This is a genomic window from Cobetia sp. Ld8 (genome assembly GCF_045066615.1).
Classification (GTDB): domain Bacteria; phylum Pseudomonadota; class Gammaproteobacteria; order Pseudomonadales; family Halomonadaceae; genus Cobetia; species Cobetia amphilecti.
In genome coordinates, this window is sequence record NZ_JBISHF010000006.1 from 442,196 (window position 1) to 455,384 (window position 13,189).

Below are 13,189 nucleotides of genomic sequence, written 5' to 3' on the forward strand. Positions count from 1 at the left end.
TCGTGAGGTGGGGTGTCCGGATCCACGCCGAGGTGACATGCCTCTGGTTGTCACCTCGGCGCCTCCGAATCGGTATCCTGCATGAGACGCATGTCATATGCGGGAACGAAAAAAACCGCCACCCTTCGGGGTGGCGGTTTTTTCATGCCTGGTCGTTACGGGTGGCTGCTGGTCATCGTCGATCGTTGTTGCTGGTCATTACCAGTCGCCACCTGCCAACCACCTCATCTGGCGTCGTTCAGTGCGCTTGCGAGGCTGCGGGCTGACTGACCTTGGCCAGCAGTTGCATCTGGCGTAGCGAGATCGTGCAGTACAGGCTGCGGTAGAGCGTCGGTTCCTGCGTCGGGTCGGTCTTGAGCAGGCGAGCTTCCAGCTGGTGAATGTCGCTGGCCAGCTGTTCCGCGTCCGGGGTCTGTGTCTGTCGTGCGGCTGTCCGAGTCATGTAAAGGCGCTCCGTGAGTCCATGGTCGTGGATGGGATCAGGGTCGGCTCTTCTTGTAGGTGTCTCGAGGTGCGTCGCCACGCTGGCCTGTCATGGCCCTTCGTGTGTTGGCGTGGCGGCGTCTCTGCCTGCTCTTGCGGCAGTTCTCGACCTGCATGGCAGGTCTCAAGGTCGCAAAGGAGCCTTTGCCTGACACTGCAGCCTTCGCGCGTGAGCAGCTGGGCTGCAGCTACTGCATGGGTCTGTGCCGTATCTCTATGCCGGTATTTCTATACCGGTATTTCTATACCCGTATTTCTATACCTAGGCTGTGTGACGGGTTCTGCGGTGCCTGACGTCTTGCCTATCAAGCATAGCGGAAGGTCTACAGTGCACCTTGATCCATGTCAGAAGGATGACGTTGCGCTGACAGGCTGTTGCGAAGTGGCAAGTGGCAAGTGGCAAGTGGCAACAATCCGAGTCTCAGTACATGACGGGGCGGCCGTGCGCGACTCAGGAAGCCTCGTGACCGCTCTGTTCGCTGTCTGTGCCAGCGTTCGCCGCTGCCGTCTGGCGCTCCAGATTGGACAGCATGCCGCGCAGGATGGAGAGCTCGCGGCGTGTCGGCTCGGCACGCGCGAACAGGGCGCGCAGGCGTTCTTCGGTCTGGGAGTGGGGCTGGTTGAGGAAGCCGGAGCCCTGCAGGGCGCGACCGAGATGCTCATGGAAGTAGCCGAGCTGTTCGCGGGTCGGCAGCTGATCATCCTCACGGCGCGCGACAGGCGCCTCCTGAGGCTTGTCGAGCGTCAGGCGCCATGCACTGCGGCACTCGTGCGCCAGCACCTGGACGGCCTGTGAGACGTTGAGGATGCCGTAGTCCGGGTTGGTGGGGATCGACACCTGATGCGTGCAGCAGGCGATCTCCTCGTTGGTCAGCCCGAAGCGCTCGCGGCCGAATACCAGCGCCACCTTGCCATCGCGCGCGATATCCATGGCGTGCGCCGCCATCTCGCGTGGCTCATCGAAGTGGGGCAGCGGGACGCTGCGCAGGCGAGCACTGGCCCCGATGACCAGCTGGCAGTCATTGACGGCGTCTTCCAGACGCTCGACCACGCGCGCATTATCCAGCAGCTCCGCGGCGCCGCTGGCCATGCGCGTCGCCTCCTCGTCGGGGAAGCAGCGCGGATTGACCAGCACCAGGTCCTTGATGCCCATGGTCAGAATGGCGCGAGCGGTGGCGCCGATATTGCCGGGGTGGAAGGTCTGCACCAGCACGACACGCACATTGTCGAGGGCGCTAGTGGTCGGGGAAGCGGCGGGGGTATCAGTCATGAGAAGGTCCTGGGCAAGCGAGGCGCGCGGCCTGAGCGGTTGGCGTCATCGGTCGTGACCGTATGCATTTCAGCCTCAATGCATTGTCAGTCTCGATGCGCTGTCATCACCAAGCGCAATGTCTCGGGGCGCGGCAAAAAGTGGCGCCTAGTGTAGCGTGGTGAGCGGGAGGCGTCAGGTGTCGAGAGAGGCGCGGCGCTTACTGTATGAGAGCCACGGCGTTCACTGTATGGGACTCGCAGCGTTCGCCGAATGACAGACATGAAAAAACCGCCCCTGCTTGCGCAGGAGCGGTTCGGGTCACGACGGGTGAGTCGTGGGGTGAGGCTGGCTTACATCATGCCGCCCATGCCACCCATACCGCCCATACCACCCATGTCGCCGCCGCCGGCAGCGGCCTTGTCTTCCGGATCTTCAGCGATCATGCATTCGGTGGTGATCATCAGGCCGCCGATGGAGGCCGCGGACTGCAGTGCAGAACGGGTCACCTTGGCCGGGTCCAGCACGCCCATCTCGAACATGTCGCCGTAGACGCCGGTAGAGGCGTTGTAACCGTAGTTGCCTTCGCCAGCCTTGACGTTGTTGAGCACGACAGAGGCTTCTTCACCGGCGTTGGTGACGATCTGACGCAGCGGCGCTTCCATGGCACGCAGTGCGATGGCGATACCGTGAGTCTGATCTTCGTTGTCGCCTTTCAGGTCGACCAGCTGGCCCAGCACGCGAACCAGGGCAGTACCACCGCCAGGCACGACGCCTTCCTCGACGGCTGCACGAGTGGAGTGCAGGGCGTCTTCGACGCGAGCCTTCTTCTCTTTCATCTCGACTTCGGTGGCAGCACCGACGCGGATGACGGCAACGCCGCCGGCCAGCTTGGCGACACGTTCCTGCAGCTTCTCGCGGTCGTAATCAGAGGAGGTTTCCTCGATCTGAGCGCGGATCTGGGCAACGCGTGCTTCGATATCGCCTTCGTTGCCGGCGCCATCGATGATGGTGGTGTTTTCCTTGGACATGGTCACGCGCTTGGCGGTGCCCAGGTGGTCCAGGTTGGCCTGTTCGAGGTTGAGGCCGACTTCTTCGGAAATCACGGTGCCACCGGTCAGGACAGCGATGTCCTGCAGCATGGCCTTGCGACGGTCACCGAAGCCCGGTGCCTTGACGGCAGCGACCTTGACGATACCGCGCATGGTGTTGACGACCAGAGTCGCCAGCGCTTCGCCTTCGATGTCTTCGGCGATGATCGCCAGCGGCTTGCCGGACTTGGCAACGCCTTCCAGCACCGGCAGCAGTTCGCGGATGTTGGAGATCTTCTTGTCGACCAGCAGGATGTACGGGTCTTCGAGCTCGACCGCCATGGTGTCCTGGTTGGTGACGAAGTACGGAGACAGGTAACCGCGATCGAACTGCATGCCTTCGACCACTTCCAGCTCGTCTTCGAAGCCGCGACCTTCATCGACGGTGATGACGCCTTCCTTGCCGACCTTCTCCATCGCTTCCGCGATGATCTCGCCGATGCGAGAGTCGCCATTGGCGGAGATGGTGCCGACCTGGGCGATGGCCTTGGTGTCGGTGCACGGCACGGACAGTTCACGCACGGCCTTGACGGCTTCGATGACAGCCTTGTCGATGCCGCGCTTCAGGTCCATCGGGTTCATGCCCGCGGTCACGCCTTTCAGGCCTTCGTTGACGATGGACTGAGCCAGCACGGTGGCGGTGGTGGTGCCGTCGCCAGCCACGTCAGAAGTCTTGGAAGCGACTTCCTTGACCATCTGGGCGCCCATGTTCTCGAAGCGATCCTTCAGCTCGATTTCCTTGGCGACGGAAACGCCGTCCTTGGTGACGGTCGGAGCGCCGAAGGATTTTTCCAGTACCACGTTACGGCCTTTCGGACCGAGGGTAGTCTTGACCGCGTCGGCCAGGACATTGACACCACGCGCCATGCGCTTGCGTGCATCATCGGAGAAACGAACGTCTTTTGCAGCCATGTTTATCTCTACCTTTAATCAGTAAGTCGAAGCGTTGGAACCCGAAAAAGCTGAAACTCAGCCTTCCACCACGGCGAGGATGTCGCTCTCGCTCATGATCAGCACCTCTTCGCCGTCGATTTTCTGCTTCTCGACGCCGTAGCCATCCTTGAAGATCACGGTATCGCCGACTTTCACGTCCAGCGGGCGAACTTCACCGTTTTCGAGGATGCGACCGTTACCGGCGGCGAGAATCTCGCCACGGGTCGGCTTTTCCTGGGCGCTGCCGGGCAGAACGATGCCACCTGCAGTTTTCTGTTCTTCTTCCACGCGACGAACCACGACGCGATCGTGCAAGGGACGAATGTTCATTGCTCACGTTCTCCTGATGGTAAATCCCGCCAGCTCCCGTTCTTTGTCGGTGAGTCTGGCGTTCAATGGGGTTGCCTACCGAGTGTTGGGCCCCGCCGCTGGGGGCGTGGCCGTTATCCATTGCACCGCTTTTATGGTGGCGGGGGGACAGCTTTCAAGTAGGCGATCATAAAAAAATTTCAAATCGGCGCATCTTGTGCGTCGCATGAAAGCTACGCACCCTGGGTGCAGTCTGTCTTCCGCAAGGTTCCGCCAGATGAATCAACGGCTTGAGTGTATCCGAGCCGTTCACCGTTGGCATATAGCTGGCAGCCTCCAGACGGTGTCCATTGGTACAAGACGCCAGAGGGTGGTCAGCGGCCAGGGTGTGCGTCGTTGCAGGACGCAAGTGTTCGGGCGGGCAGCTCACAGAGCGCGAACCCGGTCAGTGACAGGCGCTGGGGCTGGACAGTGCAGGACAGGAGAGGATAGGAGAGGATAGGACAGGAGGGGCAGCGTGATGGAGCCTGTGAGGCGAGATATCACGAATCAAAAAGGCCCGGCACTGGTGTTCCAGTGCCGGGCCCATCGCTTTCAAACATGACTTTCAAACATGGTTCTCAAGCAGACGATTGCGCGTGGTGCCTGTGCGTGAGAAGGCGCTAGAGGCGCGGCTCGTCACGGCTGATGTAATCGCCTTCCAGCGGCTCGCCGGTCTGCTGGCTGCTGCCTTGCTGCCCTGCATGGTTGCCGCTTGCGTGCTGCTGATCGCCATCGCTGCGTGATGCACTGTCAGCACGGGCGTCGGCTTCCCAGTCACCCGTGCGGGTGCTGCGCGAGGTTCCCGCAGCCGAGAAGCGCCCCTTGAAGAAGCGCGCGATCGCGCCATTGCCGCTCAGGCCGCGCGTCAACAGTCCCCGTGAGGCGGGGAGCAGGCACAGCAGGCCGAAGGCATCAGACAGAAAGCCCGGCGCCATCAACAGGGCGCCGCCGAAGATGAGTGCCGCGCCTTCCATCAGCTCGCCGGAAGGCATCTCGCCACGTTGCAGGCGTTCCTGGGCGCGCATCAGCGTCGCGCGACCTTCGCGGCGAATCAGATGCAGGCCGACGGCGCCGGTGATCAGCACCAGCGCCAGGGTCGGCAGCAGGCCGATCTGGCTGCCAAGACTGAACAGCACCACGAAATCCAATAACCCGAACAGGGTAATCACTAACAGTATGGGCATCGTCTCTCCCGAAGCAGGTAAATGGCAGGTTGCGCCAATGCGTCAAGGGTAAACCAGCCGCCGGATGGGGAACAGTCGAATCGGGCTCATGAACGGGCCATGATCTGCTGATGAGCCGCTGATGGTCGGCGGCGTGGATGGCTGGCGCTGCAGGAGTAGCGGTGCCATGCTGAACGATGTTGCATGTTGCAGTGCACAATAGAGGGGCTAGACAGAGAGAGTTGGACAGAGAGAGCCAGCCAGGAGAGTGGACAGGTAGAGCCCATGGCGTCCGCAGGGGGCGGGCCGAGGCTCACTCATCAGCATTCCCTGCTTTCGCGCACGCTGTTGCTGGCGTGCGTTGATGCCGCCAGTGCGTTGCGTTGGCGGATCTCGCCTGCGTTGAGGCAGGACACGCCGCGATCTGTTGCACTGCATCATGAGAATTCACCGCGAGCTGGCAGCGGGCGTCATCGCGAGGCATTCTCTGTCACGATGACGCTCAACACTGAAGGACGCGGTGCGGGACACTCGACACATAGATCGTGACGCCCGTACGGCATGCGGGCCTCGCATCCGGCAGCCGTTCCTCACTGCCGGCAGACAACCTGGGAGACGGGACATGAAGCTTGACGACAAGGTCATCGCGATTACGGGCGGCGCTCGTGGGCTGGGGTTGGCCATGGCGCGCTATCTGGGCGAGAAGGGAGCGGTGCTGGCGCTGCTGGACATCGAACAGGACGGCCTGGATGACGCCGTCGCGAGTCTGGAAGCTGCAGGCATCAAGGCGCAGGGTTTCGTGGCCAATGTCGCGGAAGAGGACTCCGTCACGGCCGCCTTCTCGGCCATCAAGAGCGCATTGGGGCCGGTGAGCGGTCTGGTCAACAATGCCGGCATCACACGCGATGGGCTGCTGATCAAGGCGCGTGATGGCGTGGTGGAGAAGACCATGTCGCTGTCCAGCTGGCAGCAGGTCATCGATGTCAATCTGACCGGTGTCTTCCTGTGCACCCGTGAAGCGGCCAGCCAGATGATCGAAGCCGGCCAGCCGGGCGTGATCGTCAATATCTCCAGCATCTCGCGCGCCGGCAACATGGGGCAGAGCAACTACACCGCCGCCAAGTCCGGTGTCGCGGCGCTGAGCGTGACCTGGGCCAAGGAGCTGGCACGCTACAGGATTCGCGTCGGTGCCGTGGCGCCGGGCTTCATCGCCACCGAGATGACCGCCGGCATGAAGCCGGAGATGCTCGACAAGATCAAGAGTGGCATCCCGATGCGCGACCTGGGCCGCCCGGAAGATATCGCCAGCAGCGTGGCCTTCATCTTCGACAATGACTACTTCACTGGGCGGGTGATCGAATGTGATGGTGGTCTGCGCATCTGACCCGACGGCTGGCGTCAGCCGATGAGACCCAAGCCCCCGCGATGGCAACATCGTGGGGGCTTTCTCATGGCGAATGCATCCAGCGCAGGCCGCTGCGCGTAGAAGTCAGTATTGCCGTTCAATGCTACAAGGAGACACGTCATGCAACGTCGCCAATTCATGGGGCTGGTGCTGGGGGCAGGAGCGATGCTGGCGCTGCCCAGGCTGTCTGCCGCGCGTCCGGAGCTTGAGCTCGAGCGTGGCGCGGATATCACGCCGCTGACCCTCGAGGAAGACGAATGGCGTGCCCGCCTGAGCCCGGAGCAGTATCGCGTGCTGCGCGAGGAGGGCACCGAGCGGGCGGGCTCCAGCGAGCTCAACAAGGAGCATCGCGACGGCGAGTATCGCTGTGCCGGTTGTGATCTGGCGCTGTTCTCTTCTGCCACCAAGTTCGAGTCCGGCACCGGCTGGCCCAGCTTCTTCGATCATATCGAAGGGCGCCTTCTGACCAAGACCGACTACGGGCTCATCTGGCCGCGCACCGAATATCACTGCGCGCGCTGCGGCGGGCACCAGGGGCATGTCTTCGAGGATGGCCCCGAACCCACCGGCCTGCGCTGGTGCAACAACGGTGTCGCGCTGCGCTTCGTGCCCGCGTGAGGCGCTTGGGAGGCATCCCGGCTGGTGCAGTGAGTGGCTAAAGCAATCTTGCCGCTTTGTGGTAACGTGACGACATCGTGATACAGACGGCCCGGTCGATTCCACGACCGGGCCGTCTGTATATTGCCGCATGAATTCTGCTGTAAGGGACTGACGTTTCATGGACGCTACTGCAACTGACGCTACCACCTCCCGTCCTGCACCGACGCTGTCGCCCGCTGCCACCACTCGCCGTATCCAACAGGCGCTGGCCGGTGAGCTTGGGGTGCGCGAAGAACAGATCACCGCCACCGTCGAGCTGCTGGATGGCGGCGCGACCGTGCCGTTCATCTCGCGCTACCGCAAGGAAGCCACCGGCGGGCTCGATGACACCCAGATGCGTCAGCTCGAAGAGCGCCTGCGCTATCTGCGTGAGCTGGAGGAGCGGCGTCAGGTCGTGCTCGAATCGATCGCCGAGCAGAACAAGCTGAGCGCCGCGCTTGAGCGGGATGTGCTGGCCGCCGACAGCAAGCAGCGCCTGGAAGATCTCTATCTGCCGTATCGCAAGAAGCGCCGTACCAAGGCCCAGATCGCGCGTGAAGCGGGGCTGGAGCCTCTGGCCGATATGCTGCTCGCGGACCCGACGCTGGAGCCGGAGGTTCAGGCGGCCGGCTTCGTCGCTGCCGACAAGGACGTGGCCGATACCAAGGCGGCGCTGGATGGCGCCAAGCAGGTTCTGATGGAGCGCTTCGCGGAGGACGCCGCGCTGGTCGGTCGCCTGCGTCAACGTCTGTGGGACGACGGCATCCTCAGCGCGCGCGTCATGAAGGGCAAGGAGCAGGAGGGCGCCAAGTTCTCCGATTACTTCGAGCATGATGAGCCGCTGCACAAGGCGCCCTCACACCGTGCGCTAGCCATGCTGCGTGGCCGCAACGAAGGCGTGCTGAGCCTCGCGCTCAAGCTCGAAGGCGAAGATGACCTGCCGCGTCACCCGATGGAAGGCGCCATCGCGGCGCATTTCTCCATCGAGGATCAGGGGCGCGCCGCGGACCGCTGGTTGAAGGAAGTGGTGCGCTGGACCTGGCGCGTCAAGCTCTATACCCATCTGGAGAGCGAGCTGATCGGCCGCCTGCGCGAGCGCGCCGAGCAGGAGGCCATCCAGGTCTTCGCCGACAACCTGAAGGACCTGCTGCTGGCGGCGCCGGCGGGCCCCAAGGCCACGCTGGGTCTGGACCCGGGTCTGCGTACCGGCGTCAAGGTCGCGGTGGTGGATGCCACCGGCAAGTATGTCGATCAGGCCACCATCTATCCGCATGCGCCACACAATCGCTGGGACGCCTCGGTGGCCGAGCTGGTCAAGCTGGTCGAGCGGCATGACGTCGAGCTGATCGCCATCGGCAACGGCACCGCCTCGCGCGAGACCGACAAGCTGGCCGCCGACGTGCTGACGCGCCTGTCCGGCCGTCGTCTGCAGAAGGTGATGGTCAACGAGGCCGGCGCGTCCATCTACTCGGCTTCGGAATATGCGGCGCGCGAATTCCCGGACCTGGACGTGACCATCCGCGGCGCGGTCTCCATCGCCCGCCGCCTGCAGGACCCGCTGGGTGAGCTGGTCAAGATCGAGCCCAAGTCCATCGGCGTCGGCCAGTATCAGCACGATGTCAGTCAGGTGCAGCTGGGGCGCAGTCTGGAAGCCGTCGTCGAGGATTGCGTCAACGGTGTCGGCGTCGACCTCAACATGGCCTCAAGCGCGCTGCTGTCACGCGTCGCGGGTCTCAACACCACGCTTGCCGAGAATATCGTCGCGCACCGTGATGCCAACGGCCGTTTCGCCTCGCGCCAGGAATTGCTCAAGGTCAGCCGGCTGGGCCCGCGCACCTTCGAGCAGTGTGCCGGCTTTTTGCGCATCGCCTCCGGCAAGAATCCGCTGGATGCCAGTGCCGTTCACCCGGAGGCCTATCCGCTGGTCGAGCGTATCGCCAAGGCGCACGGGCGTGATCTGCCGAGTCTGCTGGGTGACAGCGCCTTCCTGCGCACCGTGAAGCCGACGGAATTCACCGATGAGCACTTCGGCCTGCCGACGGTGACCGACATCCTGCGTGAGCTGGACAAGCCGGGACGTGACCCGCGCCCCGAATTCCGCTTCGCCGAGTTCAAGGAAGGTGTCGAGACCCTCAAGGACCTCGAGCCGGGCATGAAGCTTGAGGGCGTCGTCACCAACGTGACTCACTTCGGGGCCTTCGTGGACATCGGCGTGCATCAGGACGGCCTGGTACACATCTCTGCCCTGTCGCAAAAGTATGTTGCCGACCCGCGCGAGGTGGTCAAGGCGGGCGACATCGTCAGCGTCAAGGTGATGGAAGTCGACATCCCGCGCGCGCGCATCGCGCTGAGCATGCGCATGAGCGATACTCCCGCCGAGAAAGGCGCGGCAGGCGAGGCGCGACGCGGCGCAGAGGGTGGTCGCGGTGGGCGCTCGCAAGGTGGCGGTGGCCGTCAGGAGCGCGGTGGTCGCGGTAGCAATTCTGGCGCGAGCGGCGGCGCGGCACCGGCCAACAATGCGATGGCAGCAGCACTGCTCAATGCGCGCAAGTCGAAATCATAAGCCTTGAAAGCATTTTTTACGCGCCCATAATGTGGGCATACTGACCTGACGCGAACGGTACCTGCCGTTCGCGTCTTGCATGGCATCCGGTGCAGCACGCGGGCCATGGTCATCCAATTCGACCGGAGAGGCTGGGCTTCTCCCCATGCGAAAGGGTTCATACCTTGTCCGAGCAACTCGCGTCCGCCATTGCGCGACTCACGCCCCAGGCCCGTCAGGGTCTCTTCGGGCGCCTGCGCCGTGGTATCGAGAAGGAAGGCCTGCGGGTTACCGCTGGCGGTGACATCAGCCAGACGCCGCATCCGCGTTCTCTGGGGTCGAAGCTGACCCACCCGTACATCACCACGGACTATTCCGAGTCTCTGCTCGAGTACATCACCCCGGTGTTCACTCGTCCCAAGGAGTCGCTGGAGTTTCTGGCTGACCTGCATCGTTTCAGCTATCGCAACCTGGGCGATGAGCTGATCTGGCCGGCCAGCATGCCGCCGCGTCTGCACGGCAACGACAGCGTGCCGATCGCCGATTACGGCACCTCCAACAGCGGCACCATGAAGCATATCTACCGCAAGGGGCTGGATGTCCGTTACGGACGCATCATGCAGTCGATTGCCGGTATCCATTACAACTTCTCGCTGCCGGATGATTTCTGGAGCCTGCTGCAGGGGCTGGAAGGGGCAGAGGCGGAAGATGCGCGCGACTTCCGCTCGCGTCGCTATTTCGAGCTGATCCGCAACTTCCGTCGTCACAGCTGGATCCTGCTCTATCTGTTCGGCGCCTCGCCGGGCATCGATGAGAGCTTCCTTGATGGCGGCAATGATGATCGCCTCAAGCGTCAGGCGGACCGCAGCCTGGTCTCGGCCTACGCCACCAGCCTGCGCATGTCGGACCTGGGCTATCAGAACAAGGTGCAGGCGCAGCTCAAGATCTGCTTCAACTCGCTGGACAACTTCGTCGGCACGCTGCGTCACGCCATCGTCACGCCGTGGAAGGATTACGAGAAGCTGGGCGTCAAGCAGGCCGATGGCAGCTGGTCGCAACTCTCCAGCAACATCCTGCAGATCGAGAACGAGTATTACTCCGACATCCGTCCCAAGCGCGTCACCCGGCAGAACGAGACGCCCAGCCAGGCACTGGAAGGGCGTGGGGTCGAGTACATCGAAGTGCGCTGTCTGGACCTCAACCCCTTCCTGCCGGTCGGGATCGACGAGACGCAGATCCGCTTCCTCGATACCTTCCTGATCTGGTGTCTGCTGACCGAGAGCCCGTGGATCGACGACGAGGAATGCGCCACGCTCGACAACAGCAAGCGTCGCGTGGTCGAGGCCGGGCGTGATCCGGAACTGACCCTGAGCGTCAATGGTGAAGAGCGTCGCCTGCGCGATCTGGCGGCCAACATCATGGATGAGCTGGGAGAGGTCGCGGGCCTGCTCGACAGTGGTGACAAGACCAGCAGCGCGCACCGTGATGCGCTGGCGGCGCTCGCGCCGCGCTTCGACGATGCCCAGACCACACCGTCGGGCCGTCTGCTGACCAGCATGCTCGACAACGGCAGCAACTTCGTCGACGAAGTGCTGGCACTGGCCAAGGGACAGGCCGAGCAGTTCAAGTCAGAGCCGACGGAGCGTGCGCGCGGCTATCTGCTCGATCAGCTGGTCGAGACCTCGCTGCAGCAGCAGGGCGATATCGAGAAGGGTGATCATCAGGATTTCGACACCTTCATGGCCGAGTACTTCGCATCCGCCCATGGCACGCAACCGGCGTGATCTCGTGACGCAACGCCAATTCATGTTCAGGTCATCGCGACACGGCATGATAGGCATCAGTCGCTGATAGTGACGGATTCGGCTATCGCTTCATCATCGGCGCCTCAGGCTTGAGGCGCCGATGATGTATGTGGCCTGTGCAGCCAGACTGAGCGCGGCTGCGGGGCACGACGCGGTGCAAGCCTCAATGCAGTCGCAGGGCCTTGATGGCCTTGCGGCTGCGTCATTTCTCACCCATGACTCCACTGGAGTTCCACCGGCAAGGACGGCAAATGACACAAGCGGACAAACAATCGGGGCAGCAGCCAGTCGCGCGCAAGGGCGGGCTTGCCCGCCTGGCGAGCTGGAGCGGGCGTCAATGGTGTCTGTTGGGAGCGCTGGGGTGCGCCTTTTTGCTGGGCGTGGCCTTCGTGCTGCAGTTCGCCTTCGATCTGGCGCCGTGTTCGCTGTGCATCTTCCAGCGCGTGGCGGTGGCCGTGGCCGGCGTCTTCTTCCTGCTGGGAGCCTTGCATGGCCCCGGACGCATCGGCACGCGCATCTACGCGCTGGGCGCACTGGCCGGCAGCATCGGCGCGGTCGTGCTGGCGGGTCGCCATATCTGGCTGCAGTCACTGCCGCCGGATCAGGTGCCGGCCTGTGGCCCGGGCCTCAACTACATGCTGGAAGTGCTGCCGGTATGGGACGTGATCACCCAGGTGCTCAACGCCTCCGGTGAGTGCGCCCAGATCAGCGCGCAATGGCTGGGTCTCTCGATCCCGCAGTGGTCGTTGATCGGCTTCTGTGGGCTGGCGCTGGTACCGCTGGCGATGCTGTGGAGCAGCTTCCGCCGTTGAGGCAATATGCCCTGCCACCATGGTGGGGGGTTGGCAGCGTGCACGGCATGGAGGATAGTGGGTTGGCAGCGGGGCGAGCACCGGATGTCAGCCCCTATCGTTCGGGTCATGCCAGAGGAGGCGCCCATGCTGGAGGAATGCACCACTGCGGCGGAACGCTTTCGTGGCGTTCATCAGTTGGTTGATCGCTGGCTGGACCAGCGACGCGAGATGCTGGTCTGCTTCATGGATCTGCACGAGGCCTGCGTCAATGACCTCGAGCAGCTCGAGATGACACGCGTCAATCGCTTCATCGAGCTTTTGATGGACTACATCTCTGCGGGGCATTTCGAGGTCTATCCTCAGCTCAAGGAAGAAGGCCGTGTCTTCGAGGACACCGCGGCGCTGGCGGTCTGCGAGCAGTTGATGCAGCGCCTGGAGCCCTCCACCGAGCTGGTGCTGTCCTTCGATGAGGATTTCTCCAGCCCTACCCGCTGCCAGCACTATCGCGCCCGACTGCCGGAATGGCTGGCCCGCCTGCAGCAGGGGCTGACCGAGCGTTTCGCGCTGGAGGATCAGCTGATCCAGCGTCTGCATGCGGTGCACGAGCCTATTGCCCAGTCGGCCCCGTCGGGTCAGTCGGTGTCCTGAGGTCGCCTCCCGCCAGGCACCCATCAACAGGCACCCATCAAAAAGCCCCGTCAGCGAATGCTGACGGGGCTTTTTGATGCTCATCC

The 13,189-nt window shown here is 63.2% G+C and carries 11 protein-coding genes; 6 read left to right on the forward strand and 5 right to left on the reverse strand.

Going from position 1 to position 13,189, the window contains the following annotated elements; genetic code table 11:
- Positions 1-238: 238 nt before the first annotated feature.
- The 5 genes from ACJJV2_RS03595 to ACJJV2_RS03615 form a co-directional block, all read right to left on the reverse strand.
- Entirely contained in the window at positions 239-442 is a 204-nt protein-coding gene (locus ACJJV2_RS03595; protein WP_107336170.1) for a hypothetical protein, read from the reverse strand.
- Between the two features lie 492 nt (positions 443-934).
- A complete protein-coding gene (locus tag ACJJV2_RS03600; RefSeq protein WP_405278347.1) occupies positions 935-1,753 on the reverse strand; it encodes an RNA methyltransferase in 819 nt (272 codons plus the stop codon).
- Positions 1,754-2,085: 332 nt separating this feature from the next.
- On the reverse strand, positions 2,086-3,735 hold the full coding sequence (gene groL, locus ACJJV2_RS03605) for a chaperonin GroEL (RefSeq protein ID WP_043331439.1): 1,650 nt from the start codon (positions 3,733-3,735) through the stop codon (positions 2,086-2,088).
- Positions 3,736-3,792: 57 nt separating this feature from the next.
- On the reverse strand, positions 3,793-4,086 hold the full coding sequence (locus ACJJV2_RS03610) for a co-chaperone GroES (RefSeq protein ID WP_043331438.1): 294 nt from the start codon (positions 4,084-4,086) through the stop codon (positions 3,793-3,795).
- Positions 4,087-4,727: 641 nt separating this feature from the next.
- The gene (locus ACJJV2_RS03615) at positions 4,728-5,291 is read right to left on the reverse strand and encodes an FxsA family protein (RefSeq protein ID WP_216061314.1); all 564 of its coding nucleotides are present in this window, start codon (positions 5,289-5,291) and stop codon (positions 4,728-4,730) included.
- A 601-nt stretch (positions 5,292-5,892) separates the two neighbouring features.
- On the opposite strand from ACJJV2_RS03615, the gene ACJJV2_RS03620 reads away from it, so the two are divergent.
- The 6 genes from ACJJV2_RS03620 (at position 5,893) to rsd (ending at position 13,103) form a co-directional block, all read left to right on the forward strand.
- A complete protein-coding gene (locus ACJJV2_RS03620) occupies positions 5,893-6,654 on the forward strand; it encodes an SDR family oxidoreductase (protein WP_131432585.1) in 762 nt (253 codons plus the stop codon).
- A 141-nt stretch (positions 6,655-6,795) separates the two neighbouring features.
- Positions 6,796-7,293, forward strand: coding sequence for a peptide-methionine (R)-S-oxide reductase MsrB (gene msrB, locus ACJJV2_RS03625; RefSeq protein ID WP_054555585.1), 498 nt, complete (start codon positions 6,796-6,798; stop codon positions 7,291-7,293).
- Positions 7,294-7,453: 160 nt separating this feature from the next.
- Positions 7,454-9,877, forward strand: coding sequence for a Tex family protein (locus tag ACJJV2_RS03630; RefSeq protein WP_405278351.1), 2,424 nt, complete (start codon positions 7,454-7,456; stop codon positions 9,875-9,877).
- Positions 9,878-10,041: 164 nt separating this feature from the next.
- Positions 10,042-11,640, forward strand: coding sequence for a glutamate--cysteine ligase (gene gshA, locus ACJJV2_RS03635; protein WP_405278353.1), 1,599 nt, complete (start codon positions 10,042-10,044; stop codon positions 11,638-11,640).
- A 272-nt stretch (positions 11,641-11,912) separates the two neighbouring features.
- Positions 11,913-12,473 carry a disulfide bond formation protein B gene (locus ACJJV2_RS03640; protein ID WP_082388316.1) on the forward strand — a complete coding sequence of 187 codons (561 nt, stop codon included), beginning with the start codon at positions 11,913-11,915 and terminating at the stop codon, positions 12,471-12,473.
- A 126-nt stretch (positions 12,474-12,599) separates the two neighbouring features.
- Positions 12,600-13,103 carry a sigma D regulator gene (rsd, locus tag ACJJV2_RS03645; protein WP_213114509.1) on the forward strand — a complete coding sequence of 168 codons (504 nt, stop codon included), beginning with the start codon at positions 12,600-12,602 and terminating at the stop codon, positions 13,101-13,103.
- The last annotated feature ends 86 nt before the right edge of the window (positions 13,104-13,189 follow it).